The 17234-nt window shown below is 56.2% G+C and carries 16 protein-coding genes; 10 read left to right on the top strand and 6 right to left on the bottom strand.

Translation table 11 applies throughout. The features are described 5' to 3' along the window. Window positions 1-17: 17 nt before the first annotated feature. Both gorA and THIMADRAFT_RS20855 read right to left on the bottom strand, forming a co-directional pair. Window positions 18-1394 carry a glutathione-disulfide reductase gene (gorA, locus tag THIMADRAFT_RS20860; RefSeq protein WP_007195099.1) on the bottom strand — a complete coding sequence of 459 codons (1377 nt, stop codon included), beginning with the start codon at window positions 1392-1394 and terminating at the stop codon, window positions 18-20. 90 nt (window positions 1395-1484) lie between these two features. After that, on the bottom strand, window positions 1485-2228 hold the full coding sequence (locus THIMADRAFT_RS20855) for a glutathione peroxidase (RefSeq protein ID WP_007195098.1): 744 nt from the start codon (window positions 2226-2228) through the stop codon (window positions 1485-1487). A 558-nt stretch (window positions 2229-2786) separates the two neighbouring features. Here THIMADRAFT_RS20855 and THIMADRAFT_RS27190 point away from each other — a divergent pair. Beyond that, window positions 2787-2954, top strand: a complete 168-nt coding sequence (locus tag THIMADRAFT_RS27190) for a hypothetical protein (protein WP_007195097.1) — start codon at window positions 2787-2789, stop codon at window positions 2952-2954. Next, entirely contained in the window at window positions 2951-3388 is a 438-nt protein-coding gene (locus THIMADRAFT_RS25040) for an Hpt domain-containing protein (protein ID WP_007195096.1), read from the top strand. Before THIMADRAFT_RS27190 ends, THIMADRAFT_RS25040 begins: the two co-directional genes overlap by 4 nt. A gap of 43 nt (window positions 3389-3431) precedes the next feature. On the opposite strand, the gene THIMADRAFT_RS20845 is transcribed toward THIMADRAFT_RS25040, so the two are convergent. Further along, window positions 3432-3770 carry a type II toxin-antitoxin system HicB family antitoxin gene (locus tag THIMADRAFT_RS20845; RefSeq protein WP_267878415.1) on the bottom strand — a complete coding sequence of 113 codons (339 nt, stop codon included), beginning with the start codon at window positions 3768-3770 and terminating at the stop codon, window positions 3432-3434. Window positions 3771-4033: 263 nt separating this feature from the next. Here THIMADRAFT_RS20845 and THIMADRAFT_RS20840 point away from each other — a divergent pair, with 263 nt between their 5' ends. The 4 genes from THIMADRAFT_RS20840 (at window position 4034) to THIMADRAFT_RS26830 (ending at window position 7445) form a co-directional block, all read left to right on the top strand. Next, the gene (locus THIMADRAFT_RS20840) at window positions 4034-5236 is read left to right on the top strand and encodes a tyrosine-type recombinase/integrase (RefSeq protein ID WP_007195094.1); all 1203 of its coding nucleotides are present in this window, start codon (window positions 4034-4036) and stop codon (window positions 5234-5236) included. A 541-nt stretch (window positions 5237-5777) separates the two neighbouring features. Further along, window positions 5778-6140, top strand: coding sequence for a hypothetical protein (locus THIMADRAFT_RS26840; protein ID WP_139052935.1), 363 nt, complete (start codon window positions 5778-5780; stop codon window positions 6138-6140). A gap of 236 nt (window positions 6141-6376) precedes the next feature. After that, window positions 6377-6772, top strand: a complete 396-nt coding sequence (locus THIMADRAFT_RS26835; protein ID WP_139052934.1) for a hypothetical protein — start codon at window positions 6377-6379, stop codon at window positions 6770-6772. A 112-nt stretch (window positions 6773-6884) separates the two neighbouring features. After that, the gene (locus THIMADRAFT_RS26830; RefSeq protein WP_007195093.1) at window positions 6885-7445 is read left to right on the top strand and encodes a hypothetical protein; all 561 of its coding nucleotides are present in this window, start codon (window positions 6885-6887) and stop codon (window positions 7443-7445) included. Between the two features lie 109 nt (window positions 7446-7554). Here THIMADRAFT_RS26830 and THIMADRAFT_RS20830 read toward each other — a convergent pair whose 3' ends face one another. After that, window positions 7555-7866: a helix-turn-helix domain-containing protein gene (locus THIMADRAFT_RS20830; RefSeq protein WP_007195092.1), complete on the bottom strand. Its 312-nt coding sequence runs from the start codon at window positions 7864-7866 to the stop codon at window positions 7555-7557. A gap of 628 nt (window positions 7867-8494) precedes the next feature. Between THIMADRAFT_RS20830 and THIMADRAFT_RS25035 the strand changes: the two genes are divergently transcribed. The 4 genes from THIMADRAFT_RS25035 to THIMADRAFT_RS20810 all read left to right on the top strand — a co-directional run bounded on the left by THIMADRAFT_RS25035 (window position 8495) and on the right by THIMADRAFT_RS20810 (window position 14412). After that, a complete protein-coding gene (locus THIMADRAFT_RS25035) occupies window positions 8495-9739 on the top strand; it encodes a tetratricopeptide repeat protein (RefSeq protein WP_007195091.1) in 1245 nt (414 codons plus the stop codon). A gap of 13 nt (window positions 9740-9752) precedes the next feature. Further along, on the top strand, window positions 9753-12344 hold the full coding sequence (locus THIMADRAFT_RS20820) for a hypothetical protein (protein WP_007195090.1): 2592 nt from the start codon (window positions 9753-9755) through the stop codon (window positions 12342-12344). Window positions 12345-12717: 373 nt separating this feature from the next. Continuing rightward, window positions 12718-13221, top strand: a complete 504-nt coding sequence (gene radC, locus THIMADRAFT_RS20815; protein WP_007195089.1) for a RadC family protein — start codon at window positions 12718-12720, stop codon at window positions 13219-13221. An 87-nt stretch (window positions 13222-13308) separates the two neighbouring features. Continuing rightward, a complete protein-coding gene (locus THIMADRAFT_RS20810; protein WP_007195088.1) occupies window positions 13309-14412 on the top strand; it encodes a hypothetical protein in 1104 nt (367 codons plus the stop codon). 435 nt (window positions 14413-14847) lie between these two features. Here the strand turns inward: THIMADRAFT_RS20810 and THIMADRAFT_RS20805 are convergent, their stop codons facing one another. Further along, window positions 14848-16341, bottom strand: a complete 1494-nt coding sequence (locus THIMADRAFT_RS20805; protein ID WP_139052933.1) for a hypothetical protein — start codon at window positions 16339-16341, stop codon at window positions 14848-14850. Between the two features lie 629 nt (window positions 16342-16970). Further along, window positions 16971-17198 carry a hypothetical protein gene (locus THIMADRAFT_RS20800; RefSeq protein ID WP_007195086.1) on the bottom strand — a complete coding sequence of 76 codons (228 nt, stop codon included), beginning with the start codon at window positions 17196-17198 and terminating at the stop codon, window positions 16971-16973. Window positions 17199-17234 lie beyond the last annotated feature (36 nt).

Raw genomic sequence — 17234 nt, 5'->3', positions numbered from 1 at the left:
GATTGCCGGATCTAGGATCAGAAGCCCTGTCCCGGACGTCTGACTGGCTCCTTGAGGGTGACCAGTTCCTCGGCGCTACTGGGGTGGATCGCCACGGTGGAATCCAGATCGGCCTTGGTCGCACCCATCTTCACCGCTACGCCGAAGCCCTGCATCATCTCGTCGACACCGTCGCCGATCGCGTGGATGCCGACGACCCGCTCCTCGGGACCGACGCAGACCAGCTTCATGGCGGTCTTGGGTCCGTGCGCGTTCAGTGCGTAGCGCATCGGGGTGAAGCTGGTCTCGTAGATCGTCAGGGTGTCGCCGAAATGCTCGCGCGCCTCGGGCTCGGTCAAGCCCACCTTGCCGATCGGCGGATGAGCGAAGACGACGGTCGGGACATTGTCGTAGTCGAGCTTCAAATCCGGCTTGCCGCCGAACAGACGCTCGGCCAAGCGACGTCCGGCGGCGATGGCGACCGGGGTCAAGGGCTCGCGACCGATCACGTCGCCGATGGCATAGATGCCCGAGACGTTCGTATTCTGATAGGCATCAACCGGGATGATGCCGTTGGGCTGCATCGTGACGCCTGCGGCCTCCAGATTCAGCTCGCGCGTGTTCGGCGTACGCCCGACTGCCCAGAGGAGGGTGTCGAAACCGCCCAGGCGCTCCCCGTCGCGTGCGACCAGTGCGAGGCCGTCGGCGTTTTTCTCGAGCGCAGCAACCTCGAATTCGAGCCGCATTTGGATCCCGTCCGCGCCCATGTTTTCGGCGAGGGTTTCGCTGATCATGGGGTCGAAGAGAAACAGCACGCGATCCTCGAGTGCCACGATGGTGACCTCGGTCCCGAGAGCGCGTAAGACCCCGGCGAGCTCCACGCCGATGTAACCACCGCCGATGATGGCGACGCGCTTGGGTTGAGACTCCAACGCGAAGAAACCGTCCGAGGTGATGCCAAGCTCGGCACCCGGCATCCGCGGTACGATCGGGCGACCGCCGGTCGCGATGACGATGTGATCCGCGCTGTAGTGATCGTCCCCGACAGCGATGGTCCGGGCGTCGACGAAACGCGCCTGACCTTGAATGCGTGTAATGCCTTGGCGCTCGACGTAGCCGTCCCAGTAGCCGTTGATATCGGCGACGTAGCGGTTGCGTCCGGCGACAAGCGTGGACCAGTCGATTCCCTCGGATTGGACCTTGATGCCGTAACCCGGAGCGTCGGCGACAGCCGCCGCGAGGTTGGCGCCGTACCACATGACCTTCTTGGGGACACAGCCGGCGTTCACGCAGGTGCCGCCGAGCTTTCCTGTCTCGACCACGGCGACGCGGCGTCCGAGCTGCGCGGCTTTCTCGGCCACGGCCAAGCCGCCGCTCCCGCCTCCGATGGCGATCAGGTCGAAATGCTGACTCATTTTCTTGACTCCCGGTCCTGTCTTCGAATCCCTCTGGGATCGGGCGACCCGGCCGCAGCCGGATCGCCCGTCGATCTCGCCGAGTCGGCCTTAAGCGGCTTGATGCTCCTTCAGCCAAGCCTCGACGGCCTCCGATCCACCGATCAGCTTGCCGTTGACGAAGACCTGCGGCACGGTTGCGGCGTTGGCGACGGCGCGCAGGGTCTGCTCGGTGTAGTCACGGTTCAGCACCAGCTCTTCGTAGTCGATCCCGGCGTTGCGCAGGGCCTCTTTCGCCTTGACGCAGAAGGGGCATCCGTCGCGGGTCATGACGGTGACGTCGAGCGGCTTGGCCGCTTCCGGTGCCAAATAGGCGAGCATGGTATCGGCGTCGGAGACACCGTAGGGGTCGCCTTCGACCTCGGGCTCGATGAACATCTGCTCGACGACGCCGTCGCGCACGAGCATCGAGTAACGCCAGGACCGCTTGCCGAAGCCCAGATCGTCCTTGTCGACCAGCATCCCCATCCCATCCGTGAACTCGCCGTTGCCGTCCGGGATGAAGGTGACGTTGTCGGCATGCTGGGCCTTCTTCCATTCGTTCATGACGAAGGTGTCGTTCACCGACATACAGACGACCTCGTCGACGCCGTGCTCTTTGAAGGTCGGAACCAGCTGGTTGTAACGCGGCACATGCGAGGATGAGCAGGTCGGTGTGAAGGCGCCCGGCAAGGAGAAGACGACGACTGTCTTGCCCTTGAAGACGTCGTCGGTGGTCACGTCGACCCATTCGTGGCCCTGACGGGTGTGAAAGGTGACCTGCGGGACACGGCTTCCGATGCGATTCTCGAACATGGGGTCAATCTCCAAGGTTGAGTGATACGGTTGAGGGTGGCTGATCTGCGTCGATGGAATGCAGAATAGCGGGCTCTTTGTGATAAGAAAAATGGATTGTTTGTATCGATCGGATCGTTATTTCCGATCGCGCCTCCCGCGCCGCGATCATGGTCACGGGCCGGTTTTCGGGCCGCTCGTCACCCGACTGCTCGATCGCTCCTTGTCGATGAGGTCAAGGGGGCTCGATTCAAGCGCCGTGCACGTCGATTTCCGGGTGCTGCATCGGCGTCGGCCGGCATTATACCGAGCGCTGGACCGACCGCCCGAGGTTCCATGCCGGCTGCGGGCGATTTCAAACCAGGCTCCTCGGCGGTCCGGATGCGGGGTCTGCTGCCCGGGTCATCGCGGCGGGCGGCAGATTCGGAATTGTCGAGAGGGCCCGATACCGAAAGGCGAGCGCGGTGTCGAATGGCGTATCATCGCCCGAAGGCGTGCGCGTCCATGCGTCTCCCCGACACCGGGGCTCGCGTTGCCGCGCACAGGTTCTCGCCCCAGTTGCGATGGAGGCACGCCGCGATGTCTATTGCCGAAGCACGGCCCTCGACCACATTCGACCACCCGGGCGTCATCCCGTCTCCGGTGATCACGTTCGCCCCGGAGCAATCGGCAGCCCGTCCCGATGCGGCGTCCCGAGCCGGCCGTGCTCGCGATCCGGGCGCCGCCATGTTCGGCGCACGCGCATGAACGAGGAGGTCACGCAGCCCGTGGATAAAGATGCTGCCGGCTCGCTCGCAACACCCGCCGACACGTCGCTGCTCGATCTCGCGGTGCTTTCGCGACTGGACGATGATTTGGGGCGGGAGTCCGTGACGGACCTTCTGGGCCTGTTCCGAACAGAGTCGGAGCGGCGGCGATGTCGGATCGAAGCCGCGGTCTCCGCCCGCGACTCGGCCGCCGCCTGCCACGAGGCACATGCGCTCAAGGGAAGCGCCTTGACCTTCGGCGCCTGCCGGCTGGGGGAATTGGCGCTAAAGATGGAGCAGGCCGGACGCCGCGGCGACCTGGATGGTCTGACCTCCGATCTCCCCGAGCTCGCACGCCTGACGGCAGAGACACAAACGGCCCTGGTGCGGCTATTCTCGGGGAGCAATGATCGGTGCGATCCTGAGTCTACTTGACTAGAAGATTTCAACAAGTGTCGCAGCCGATGCGCTTCCAGAATCAGGATTGGCGATGCAGGCTGTCGCGGGCGGCCTGTTCCAAAAAGGTGGATCGGCTGCGCGAGACCGCGTCGATCTCGGCCAACAGGCGCTTGGGCAGATTGACGTTGACGCGCTGGTCGATCTCGGGCGAGGGCAGCAGCGGGACTAGGGCGACTATCGCACCCTCCCGCTCGATCCAGTCCTCGCCGGCGGCTTGAATGGCCTCCAGGGTGCGGGGCGGCGGAATCGGTGTGCCGTCCTCCTCGAGTCCGGCGACGTGGAAGGCCAGCGCCTCGGCGGCTTGACGCACCGCATCGTCCACGCTGTCGCCGGCGCTGATCTCCGAAGCGCCCGGCAGAAACAGACTCCAGGCAAAGAAAAACCCGCACTTAGGCGGGCTCCTCGATATCTGCGGATAACATGGAAGGGCTATTTGGTGGAGCCGAGGTCCACCAATATGGCTTCCGCAGTTGGCCGTTAAAGATCATAAGTACCGGAAAAATATTCATAGATAAGTCGCCAGCGTTCGCTAGGTTTCGCTATAATCCTTGTCTAAATGGGGGACCAAGTGGGGGACTGCCGCCGCTTGATTCTAAGCCTCCAGGCAATGGTAGAGGCAACATGGGCAAACTGACAGCGCGCAAGGTACAGACAGCGGGACCGGGCAAGCACGAAGACGGGGACGGTCTGCGTCTGGTTGTCTCTCCAAGTGGAGGGCGGAAATGGGTTCTACGGGTTACGGTGGATGGCAAGCGTCGAGAGTTGGGTCTCGGGTCATATCCGACAGTTTCGCTATCGGATGCAAGAGACAAGGCACAGGAAAGCCGCAAGGCCGTTGCGCAGGGCTTGGACCCAGTCGTTACACGTGCCAGAAAGCCAACCGGGTTACCGACCTTCGAAGCGTCCGCGGAGCAGTACATCGCAGCGCACAGCCCAGGTTGGCGAAACGAGAAACATCTTTACCAGTGGAATCAGTCTCTCGGTACATTTGTGTACCCTCTCATCGGTACCAAGACAATCAACCAAATCGTCACTGAGGATGTTCTGAAGGTTCTTCAACCGATCTGGACAACGAAAACCGAGACAGCCTCGCGGGTGCAAGGTCGAATCGAGCGTGTTCTAGACTGGGCGACAGCTCGAAAATTTCGCACCGGCGAAAACCCAGCTCGCTGGAAGGGCCACCTCGACACGCTATTGCCGAGTCCGCGCAAAGTGAAACGGGTGACCCACTACCCCGCAATGCCATACACGGATGTGCCTGAATTTATGACGGAGTTGTACGCCAAACCAGGGGTGTCCGCTCTGGCCCTAAGATTGCTGATCCTCACCGCTTGTCGAACCGGTGAGGTGATCCGCGCCACATGGTCGGAGATTGACCAGGATAGCGGCGTCTGGACCATTCCCCCCGTGCGGATGAAAATGGAACGTGAACACCGCGTACCACTGACCGAAGCTGCGTTGCTTGTTTTGAAGGCGCTCCCGAGGGTAGAAGGAAACCCATATCTGTTCCCAGGCGCTAAAAACGAAAAGCCGATCAGCAACATGGCCTTGTTGCAACTTATGCGTGGCATGGACTATGGCGTTGGTGGCACAAGAGGAGCCTACGTGCCTCATGGGTTCCGAAGCAGCTTCAGAGATTGGGCGGGGGAGGTCTCCAGTTTTCCAAGGGACGTCTGCGAGATGGCGCTAGCGCATGCGATCGAGAGCAGAGTTGAAGCGGCTTACCGTCGGGGCGATCTGTTCGAGAAGCGGCGCAAGATGATGGAGGAATGGGCAAACTGGTGTACCCAAGTCAGAACTACGGAAAGTATTGAGAAACAATGACTTCAAAAACCCAACTTTGACGATCCCGAGCCACGTCTTGCGGTAGATCAGTTTTGCGACCGTTTGCACACTCCAAACGTTGACACGGAAGTATCTTCACCTACGCTAAGGTGACGTGGCCCTGTTGCTGCCCAACAGTGGCCACCTCGTCGATCATGAGGCATCGACCAAGGACATCCGGTTTCGGCAACTCCCGTTGGTAATCGCCGAGCCGGACATCGCATGGTGTAGTGGGTGTACAGGATGCACATGGAACCAGATCAGTGTCCCGATTCGCGCAGTCTTCCGATTTCCCACCCTTTCCCCAGGTCGCAACGACCTTCCGTCCGCCTGACGGGCCATCTGAATTTACCTACGATCCAGCCAAGCACACGCAGACCGCGATGTTGAACATTGCGAATTTTTGCTGTGCTTTCAGAGAATTGCCCGACGGGTTTTCGAACCAGAACTAAGAGAGCTGAGCCACGGTCGGTTAACGATCCCTTCGATTACCCGAAGATGCACGTCGACATTCTGGATGCTGAGCAAGCAGGATAGGTGAATGTTTATCAAAGGACAGGGCAGTTGGTCAGCGTATCAAAGCCTGCCTGGTGTTGTCGTGGTAGATTTTCACCATGATTACCGCGAACCGAGGGAGCTAGGGCCGCCGATTCCGTATTACGAAAAGATGGCCAACGTCTCTGAGAGAACAATAGACGCGCTCCAAAAAGCAATAAACAATCCGTCAACACGCTACGTTCTTTTTACGCACGGGAGCAGCACATCCCGGTTAGGGAAAACAACGGCGCGATCTCAGGTCCGCAAGATAATGCGAAGCAAGACAGCGACGCCATTCATTTGCCGCAAGCAGTGCATCCAGCACGAAACCGTCTTTCTGGCCTCAATCAAAGGGCGTAACCTTTGAGGGCGCAGCCGAGTCAGATCGACGATTTTCGATATATAAAGCCGGTGCTCAAAGACCATACGGACCCGAACCTGTCGCCCGGAGAGATTCAGCAAAGGCAACGTGGGTTGCAGGAAGTACAGCAGCAGGAACAGGTCGATCGTGAGACAGCCAAACAGGCGAGTGTCAATCTGGCGAATAAAGTAACGAGTTGATACTTCCGGCGAGAATAACTTGGGCGAACAGAGAGTAGTATCGTGAATAAAGAAACCAATGCTTTTGGTTGTATCGCCTGCTGGCCTTCGTCCGCAGAGTCCGCTTGGGAAGCGCTCACGAGCATGAAAACAGATGTTGAACTCGTGGATGAGTCGCATTTCATGATCAAGATTCGTTCCTGCACTCAGTGTGCACAACAGTACTTATCAGTTTTCACTGAGAGAATCGATTGGGTTGCTGGTGAAGATCCTCAGCATTGGACCGTGATTCCCCTCACCCGAGTAGAGGCACAGGATTTCATTTCGGCAGACGGTAATGTCGAGGCGAGACTTATTGCTTTGCCGAGTGCACGCCAGAGCCTCTGTCATGATTATCCAAAAGGTAGCGATCCAGCAAGTTATTGGAGCAAAGGAGTTGCTATAGGACCACATGACTGAAGGAACACGATCCAATGTTGTGTCATGCAACTATCGAGGCTGAACGAGGCAGAGTCAGTTTCAAGATTCTCAGGAAGGAAAACGTGCCCACAATCGTTGCTGGGGGAATCGTATGGATTACTTTCAGGGCGTCGTAATTGAGTACCTTCGAGCAAAGCGCTCCATTTTCGTGAATCCACAATACCTGATATCGTTGGATGAGGGTAAACTTAAAAAAGGGAGACACTGGTACTGTGATTCGGTAGCAGTAGATCTGAAGGAGAAGAGCATCTATTTGTGTGAAATCACGTACTCCTCAAATGCCTACGCACTGATATCTCGCCTGGCCGATTGGCGCAGTTGTTGGCAAGAAGTCGCTGATTCCATTCGTCGTGATTCTAGTGTGCCTTCCGAATGGGCGGTAAGGCCGTGGATATTCATTCCAAGAAAGTACGAAGAGGACTTTCGGAGTAAATTTGGACGATTCTCGACGCCTTCTGACTCGGCCGTCCAGATGCCATATCCGCTAATTACTCATCTTGAGTCTACACTTCCGTGGGAATACCTGATCACTTGGGACCGGAAAATTGACCACTTCGCAGTCGAGAAGAACGCGCTGACTGTTGCTGAGCCTGAGAAGGTTCCGGTGAACGTGACTGATCTCGTTGACGCCACTGTCGGTCGACGTGTCTAAGGGAATGGTGGGTGCGCCTGAATATTCGCCGTTCGACCCGAGAAGCACCAAAGAATCTACGTCGATCAGGAGCGGCACGACATTAAGTCGACCGCTCACGATGGCTACACTACAGAAAACCCCGCACCGATCCCTGACCAGCGATCTTGGTGGGTTCGTCTTTCGGGCGTTGTGCTGAAGAGTCCGGACTTTTCTCCAACTTCAACAACCATGCCGCCGAGACATCACCGAAGGTCGTGGCGAGAATCTCGGCAATCTCGATATCCGGACGACGAAGACCGGCTTCGAAATTTGAGATGCGCGATTTGGATATTGTGCCGTTTGTGTGCAGTGCGAGTTCCTCGATACTCCATCCGTTGCGAATCCGTGTTGATGTGAGACGCTGACCAATCTGTTCCGATCTCGATAACTCTCTGTTCATATGATGACTCTCCTTGTTTGTTCGGGCATCGAGAGCAAAGCATAATGTGTCCTAAGGATGCCAGCAAGAGTTTCGTTAGTACACTTTTTGACATGTTTAGGCCGATTCGCGAGGCCGTCGAGGCTGTCTTCATGTTTAGAGCCTGCGTTTCTCCTTGTACGGGGATTCCTACGGGGGCTTTTCAACGGCGGACGTAGGTGGGCCTTGGGACTGGGCTGACGTGAGGTGTTCCTCAGCCGGTTTGTGGCCCGTGCGGGTGTCGATCGAACAGGGTCGTTAGATAGAGATTGACGAGCTGGGAGTGGGACGGTAGTAGGGTGCAAACGTGTGACGCACTCGACAGTTGCCAGAGAATCAGGTGCTACATTCTCCGCACATGTTCCGGAGGTAACGAACCTCATGACGCCAGGACAAGCCAAACCGCCTGGAGAAATAATAATCATCAGCAGCACGTATCGCTCAGTTGCGGTTATTGTTTTCCGAAGGCACCGCAATTGTCGGCGAGTAAAAGTTCAAAAATGCAAATAGACACCAGGGTGCTTCGATCTGTTTAGAGAAATAGATCGCTTGCTACTGATTATCGAACCAATCGGGTGCATATCGTGATTGCATCCATGGACAGCCAAAGATGCCTACTTCAAAAGACTACCGTACCGTTTATCAGAAGATGGCGTGCGGGGGAAGAAAAGTTTCGTTTATCTTAGTGGTTTGTATGTTATCGGCTACCGTATATTCGGAGGTAACTTCGGGATCTGTAGAGGCAGCGTTTGAATTACGGGAAACCCGCGCTAAGGCTGAGAACGGAGATGCTCTCGGACAAGTCGCCCTTGGCCTCGCATACCAAAACGGTAAAGGAGTTCCTCGGGACGAGTCTCAAGCCGTACAGTGGTACCGTAAGGCCGCTGAACAAGGGAACCCAGTCGGCCAATACCTTCTCGGGATCATGTACGCGGCCGGTTCCGGAGTCCCACAGGATCTTTCTAAGGCAGCTAGGTTGTATAACGAATCGGCTAAACAGGGGAATACCTTCGCTAAGTACCTTCTCGGGACGATGTATGAAGCCGGTTCCGGAGTCCGTCAGAGCGACGGTAGGGCGGCGCTCTGGTACGCTGAAGCAGCGGAGGAGGGTAGTTCGGATGCCCAGCGCTTACTCGGGATCATGTATGGCGAGGGTCGCGGAGTCGAACAAGATGATACTCAAGCCGTAAAGTGGTTAAGCAAGGCTGCTGAGCAGGGAGATGCGGATTCTCAGGTGATGTTGGGTGCATGTCACTTGGCTGGCCGGGAGGTTAAGCAGGATTTCGAGGTCGCTTTGAATATATTTGCTGAGGCGGCTACTCGAAATGGCCAACCCAGATTTCAGAAGTGGCATCAACTACCCGCGCGCCGCGGCGTGCTCGAAAGCCCTTTGGCGCTGCGGTCCGACGGGAAGAATCGCATCATGGAGCCCGGTACCTATGTCATTTTTCTGTCCGATGATAAGCGGATGCTTCACCCCAATGCGGGTACGTTTACTGTCGAGCCGACTATTCGTGAAGGTAATACTATTACGATCAATGCGCGGTTCGAAGGCGAATCGGGCTCAGAATCCGGCGACGACGCGGTAGTGAACACTCAATTGGAACTTACGACCGATTTCTTGGTCCGTGAACTGTCCCTGGACGGTGCAGCGCTTCCGATCTCATGGGTGGAGCCTGTCGACGAGCCTCGGTTTATCAGAACGAAGACATCTGCTCTTGTCTCGAAGGCACGCCTAAACAATGGCACTATCCTCAAGATTACATCTCGTGAGGGCGGTGAGTATCGCCAAACTTTGATCATGCGCGACGGACAACTTGCAGTTGCATCACCGGGCGATGTACAGGAGTTCTAAGGAGGGCAATGAGATGCGAGGGAATACACTCAAGATATGGCTAGTCGTCGCCATGGTTGTTGGAACGTCCGCGGCTTTTGCGTCACCGCAAACATCGATGGGAGAGATTGGTGAAGGCATGGCCCGCCACGCTACAGGCGGTCATGAGCGCACGATCGTCGAAGTCAAACATGGCCGACATGGGATGGATTTTCTCTACTACGATCGCGTCGATGGCCGCGAAGTGCTACACGTTACGGAGGTCAAGGCCGGCGGAAGCCAACAGACGCAAAAGCTCAAACTGAATGTCGATGAACAGTCGCTTTTGAAGAAGCATGGCATCACTCCCCAGCATCTCGGCGGAAACACTTACCAGATCACACAGGGTTCGCACGGCTATAACCTAGTCCAGATCGACCGGGCAACGAAGCGGCAAGCAAATGTGGAACGCATCTTGTCTGGCCTGACAGGTGGCGAGGTCGTCGGAAAGCAAGATACTGAGAAGCTGGCAGTGCACCTCCGTAATCTGAATCCAGCGCTTTCTCCTGTTGAAGAAAGGCTATTGGAACGAGCCGTTGGTAAAGATACTACTGCACTGAATGACCTGATCCAGCGTCGTCGGAGCGAACTCTTAGCGCTCAACCGGCAGGCGAATGAGCAATTAAGGCGAGTAGAGCGGGATATAGCGAGCCAAAATTATACCAATCAACTGATACGGGTACGGTCACAGGACGGGCGTTTTTCGGTCGATGCGCAACCCCTTGATGGGTTTGGAAACCCTTCTGGCCAGCCTCGCGAGATTCGCAACCTAAATTGGAAATACTTACGGGAAAGCGGCCCATTTCGCCGACTGGTGAAGGATGAAGTCAGGAACCTCTGTGGAAATGGTCGTCTGTGCACAGAGAATGCGTACAAGGCTGCGATCCAGGAATTGGAAAGCACCGGAAATATGAATAAAGCCATGGGGCTCGCCACAGAGTATGCGAAGCCGCCTGCGGGTGCGAAGGTGCCCAGCATGCCTAACGTCGCCGGCAGTTCAACCTCCACGTCGCCCGACTCCAAACTCAGTATCAGACACACGGCCGATCCTACGGCACCTCGGCCGCCGGTCAAAAGGCCCGTTGCCTCCGAGCTTCGCAAGACTCCACTGATGCAACAGATCCGCCGTTACTTCGGTGCCAACCTGGGATCGAAAGCGGGTCCGGCGGGCAAACTCGCGGGCGGGACGCTTCTTATAGCAGGTCGTTCGCTTCCAATGGCGGCTGCGATGGTTTCGCCGACTGCGATCGTGGTTGCGACAGCAGCTATCAGCGCCGTCATGGTGGATTCATATCTGGACAACAAGATCGATACACATATCCAGGGAATGCAAACCCATCTCGACGAGGAACTTAAGACTCTCGGCGAGAATGTCAACTATCGCGCAGCTCTCATAATGGAGATGTTGGACCGTCGTAGTCAAGAGTTGTCCAGTCAAATAGATGAACTCAGCGTAAGAATGGATAACCGCATAGATCATCTCGGGTCAGTAATGGATGCTGGATTCGCAGGTCTCTCTAAGTCACTGCTCTTGGTCGATCTCAAACAGGATTACGGATTGGCGCTCCAAGAGGCACAGTTCGACGACGCCCTCCAGTCCGGCTTGAAACAGTACGATGTTTATCTCGGCACCGGAGATAGAGGTAGTCTGAGTGCGGCGGAAAATGACTTTACCCGTGCACAAGCGCGTTATGAAAATTTTTTGTCAAAAGATCATACGGATTCAGAAATGCTTCAGGGCTTTTGGATTCAGCATGCTCTGTCCAGCTACTATCGCATGGTTGTCTATGCCGAGCGAGCACTCGACGATCCGAGATTCGCCGGTCAGGCTGTCCAAACCTTCATCGGATTTGCGGATCAGATACAGAAGCCTGAGCATCTCAACACGGTACTTCAGATCCTCAACTACGCGTATGTTTCAATCGCTGACGTTGATCGAGATGACCTTGCCGGAGAGCGCTTGACACAAGCCTATATGCAATTAATCGACGACGATCTCGCGAATGATCGTTTTAACAGTGCGGTGGCGTCCGCCGCAATGTTGAGGATGGTTCGAGACGATGATCAGTCTCGCTTGCTCGAAACTTTTGTGCGTTATCTGTCTGGCACTGATGCTGATGCGCCCGAGGAGCTAGAGAGACTTGAGGGAGATTGGCTTGAGTATCTTGATCAGCGCGAGTATCCCCAACCAGGCACTTGTTTTGCGCTGCTGGCTTGTGCAGGTAGTACGGAGAGGAGCGAGATCGCGCCCGACTTCTGCAATCTTACCGCAGACGCCTTGGTCACGGCGGCAAATGCTTGTGACAACGAGGCAATACACCGTTATGTCGTGACAGCTTTGTTGCGTGACAAGCGTGTCGATGAGGCGAAGCGGATTCTTGACGAACATTATATCTCTGACCCTAGTTTTCGCATCAAGAATCAGATGACGGTCGCTTATTTCTTGCGGGACGATCCGGATGTAGGTGATCGTTATTGCCGCATTGGCCGTTTCGTCATAGACGACCCGACATTTCCCGACGACCTGCGTAGGGACGTTCGCGGGCACCTTGAGCGTTGGGGAAACTTCTGTCTCAATCCAGTTTGACGGCTGCGATAGCCGATTGTGAACCTCGAATCCAAACACTAGCGAGAGCCGATTGATGCACTGTTTGGTTTCTTTAAACTCGATTGCTAAAGCAAATCCGGGGCGTCAGTGAAACCTCTATGTATAGCCCTACCGCTACGTCTACGATAATGTCCCGACTCAACCCGTAAAGAGGATAGGTTGGCTTAGAATATCCCGCTCTGATGAGAACCCGCTTCGGCGGGTTTTTTATGCCGGAGGAATATACCAATCTGCGTTCCAACTAATCGCTGGAATACTATTTAAGTCTCAAGCCAGCGCTCTGTGGTTTCGGACTGCGAATATGTAGATATAACTCTGCATAACATTCGCCGTTCAATCAAAGAGGTCTACGATGAAACGTATTCCGCGTTCTCTCACGTTGGAACCCCAAGCGCTTCGACGCGCTGATTTATCTCCCGAAGAACAATCCTTGGTCGAAAGGGCCATTCAATGCCTGGAACGCACCTACCGCGTTCGTGGTGTTGCGATGACAAGCCCAGAAGCCACACGGGACTATCTCAAACTCCATCTCTACGGACTTCCCTATGAAGTCTTCGCCGTGATGTATCTGGATAACCGACACCGTGTCATTCGTTACGAAGAGTTGTTTCGGGGCACCATCGACGGCTCAAGTGTGCATCCCCGTGAAGTCGTTCGAAAGGTTCTGACAACCAATACCGCTGCTGTCATCTTCGCGCATAACCATCCCTCCGGTGTTTCTGAACCGTCCCAAGCAGATCTTCGCATCACACAACGTCTTCGTGAGGCGCTGAGTCTTATCGATGTACGTGTGCTGGATCACATGATCATCGGCGACGGCAGCATCGTCAGTTTGGCCGAACGGGGCCTGGTCTAACCAAGATTCCTCCGTTCAAACAGCGGCTTATTACAAAGGCGTTCTACATGAACGCTTTCTTTTTCAGATCATTCGGAGGTGAACGCGATGCTTCGGTTTCTGCGTTGGTTTACCCTGCTACTGAGTATGCTGGTCGTGTTGGTAATTTGGCAACATTCGCAACTGGCGTTACTGGCGTTGACACGCATTGATCCGGTACCCGAGACGAAAGCGCTGATGATGGACGGTCGGTTTGCTGAAGCGGCGGAGTATCTGGAGTTCTTTCTAAACTATGAGTATGTACTGAGTGATCCGACAGCACTGGCACTGAACGAGGAGATTGCGACGACGAGGGCGAGTCTGGCATATCAAGCAGAGAAGGTGACGGAGGGGTTACTCGAAGGCACCAGCGACGAATCCCTTGGTCAGATTTCAGGTGTCGTGTCGGATCTTCTGGTGATCGGCGACATTCGTGATCTGGTTCTTCAAGGTGGACATTGGGTGTGGGGAGATTCCGTAGACCAGGTGATTGTTGCGTTGTCCACGATCGGTCTGTTTGCAACGGCGGGTCAAGTGGCGAGCACGGTTGCGACAGTTGGCACCGCCGGAGCTGCTGCGCCGTCGGTTGTTGTCAGCAGCATGATAAAATCTTCCGTGACGATGTTGAAACAGGCTTGTCGGGTTGGACATCTACCGGCGTGGCTGAGTGAGTCGTTGATCTCGGGCGCAAAGACGGTGCGTAAAACCGGCAGTATCGACTCTGTTGCGGAGATTCTGGAAAACGTCCGGCGCTTGGCGACTGTTCGAGGAGGTCTCAGTTTGTTGAGTGGCACCCGGAACGCAGAATCTCTGTTTCGGTTAGCTCAGGCCGGCGAGACCTTCGGAGGTGCGACCCGTACCTTGTTTCGCCTGGGCGGCGAGACCTTCCTGGTCAGTGCACGACGTGCACCAAGTGCACAGTCTGCCGAGACCGTCCGGCTGGCGGCAACCTATGGACCGAACGGGCTGCGTCTGCTCGATCGCGTGGGACCGGCTCGATTCGTCAAGTATTCGGCTCGCGGTACGAAGATTGCGTACAAGGGTGAGGTGGTCCAGAAGGTTGCCCGTCTCTTGGTTCATCTTCCGCACTCGGTTCTGTATGGCATGTTGATCCTGGCGGTTACGCTGTGGTTGCCTTGGCGGCGGATGTTGCGTCGTTCGTTGACAGGATAATTTGTGTTACGCGAGACCGTGAAAAACGGTCTCGCTTTTTATTGTTGTAGCGAGGATTCGTTTGCTGTAACTGATGGTATCTTGACCGTAAGTATTAATCTGCGGTAACGCGGTTCCTGGTTTTTGTCTAATTTACAGGACCGTCTACACTGTGTCAGAGCTATCGGTCGGCGCTTGGTGTGAAGATATCGTTGTGGACGCGTTGCGGACTGCCGCAGTCGACCCTGCGAGCGAATCTCGACGGCCGAAGAAGACGTTCCGAATCTCCAAACGAATGGCGGGTTTGATTCGAAGAACAGTCATTCGGCATAAAACTCGGGGGGCTTGACGGAATGTCCCAATAGCGCGCCCTCCACGCCAGCTCGTAGCTGCACGGAGAAGGAAACCGACGCCACGATCCCGGAGAACTCTGGTGATGCCTTTGAGTGCCCTCCGTCAGCGGTCAAGCTGTAGGCAAGTAATCACCACGGAAAGCACGCTGCGCAGTGCGACGCGTCCTTGGTGTTCGCCTACATCACACTCATTCCTGAAGACAAGCTGACTGTCAAGACTGTCGTGGTGAGCCGCATAGTTTCGGACTATGACGAAGTTCACAAAAGCCGCCACGAAGTAGTCCGCTTGAACTGACCCTGATTCCACAGCGTCGGCTGAAACGAAGATGCGATCTCCACGACTGCCAAGGTCGTATAGGTCAGCATACGCATCGAGTAACCTCTTTGCAGCCTCCCTCGACTTTCGCCCGACGTCGTTACCGTGCAGTCGGAATTTGCCGAGGGTGAAATTGAGTTGGTCCTTGGCGATTTTTCGTGTTTTGCGATCTCCGCTGCCTCCGTTCCGATTTTGAGCGATCGAAACCAACAATTTCTCTGCATTCAGGACAGTTAGGAGAAGCTGTTCGATCCGCTCGTTCGATCGCACTACCCCCTGCTCTGCGCCAAGATCTTCGTCGCTCAGCTCCTTGTGGAGCCTGTAGAAAGCCAAGCAGAAGCGCCTCAGCGGACGAGACCGGCTCCAGTAAGCCGAGATAACGCTGCGAATCTCCTCAGCATCAAGGCTGAAGGAAGAGGGGACGACAGTAACATGACTCTCTAGGTACATCATCGCCAGGTCCGGGAAGTGATACCTCGCAAGCTCAGCTTCCCAGGGCAAGGCGTCGATCAGTTGCGCCCATCGACGGCTTCGGCGGTCAGAGTTGGTCCAAAAGGGAGCCAGAAAATCAACCTCAGAGCCCGAAAGGATCTCTGCCAAGACCAGGGCGTACTCGATGTCCTGCCTGAGAAGCGCCCGTAGTTTGTAGCCGCCTGGAAGAGCGACATCGTCCACGTTGGCCCAGTCTTGCCAGGTAACCAAGAGAACATTGCGGATCTTCGTGACGACCCGCGGGCCCGTCAGTCGGTACTTCGCAGCAAGCGCGTGGGCCGCCGTCTCGACATCGGACCAAGGGCGTTTGGTGCTGGACCACGCGGCCAAGATCACTCGGAACCGTGACAGCCACTCGTACGTTGACCTCCTTTTTTGCCACCTAGATTTCACTCGCCTAACCTGCGCATCAATGAGGGCTAGGCGGAACTCCTCACCGCCGGCAGTTCTCTCGTTGAACTCCGGAGTAGCTCGGATCACAAACGAGACCGCCCCTAATAGCTCGGCCACCTGGTATGACTGCCAGTAGGCAAAGAAATCGATCCATGGAGCGATCTCCCGTCCAGATGATGTTTGCTGGAATGGCTGCGGTCGCAGCATCGGGTTCGCGGGGTCTATGACGTGTTTCAAGACCTCTTGCGTGAGTGGCTCACCCAGATCATCCAGGAAGTGTGTCCACCACATCGGTTCGCCATTTCCCGGCTTTAGCCCCACCTGCGATGTGACCACGTTGCTCCAAAGCGTCAGAGTCCAGCGGTCATCAGCAAGGCACGACTCCGTGCCGACCATTGGGGACACCGGGAAGTTATTCCAGGAATCCAGCGCGGAACGCGAGAGGGCAACTCGGAGAATAGGAGAGATCCAGCCCCACTCCACCATCTGCTTTAGCGAGCAGTCCTGAGGCAGCCTGACGGCATGGTCCTTCAAGTATGACCCGAAGGCCGATGGCGAGTTGACCTCCGTGCCGGGAGCGGCCAGGTGCCCGCATGTCATGTCGCGTGAACTAATCCTCATTTGTGCAGAGTGGCAATCAAAATTACTATATTAAACAACCACCTGCTAAAGCCGGTGGGTTTGCATCACGGACTGAAAGTCCGGATACGCGTCGACTGAACGACGCGTCGATGGCTGGCGGTTGTGCCAGCTCACCGAACGTCCGGTTTGTGTCTGCCTGCCGACATATCGGGTGACGACTCGGACGGTCGCTACATGTCGTGGACCGTCGTCCACGGGAGCTGCCGAACCGACCGCAACGCGCGTCGAGCCGCCAATCGACAAGATCCGGGTGAGTTGCACTTTAAGGCTGAAACCGTAAAGGCGTCAGAGAATCTTCACAGTCCATCCCCAACGATGTTATATCCGCCCCTCAGGATCGAAGTCGCCCAAGTTAAGTCCGATCCGCACGCGCACACGTTCTGCTAACGCCGTCCACTCATCTGGTTCAGCCCCGCAGCGATACCGAGACGTCGAAGATTGGCGCGCAGATCGGTTTCACGGCCCAGGTAGAGGGTGTGGCCGTTGTCGCCCGAAACTTGGGTCCTCCCGACGAGGTGACCGTCGGGCGTTACCGACAACTCGGCCAACGCGGGCGTCGTGTAGGCGCGCTCGAACAGATACCCCAAAATAGCGCCCATCTGCGGGGACATGTTGGGGAATCTTGCGGGGTCGAGTAGTTGACCAAG

This window comes from Thiocapsa marina 5811 (assembly GCF_000223985.1).
GTDB lineage: Bacteria > Pseudomonadota > Gammaproteobacteria > Chromatiales > Chromatiaceae > Thiocapsa > Thiocapsa marina.
Note: the sequence above shows the minus strand (reverse complement) of the source record. Positions and strands in the feature narration are given on the sequence as shown.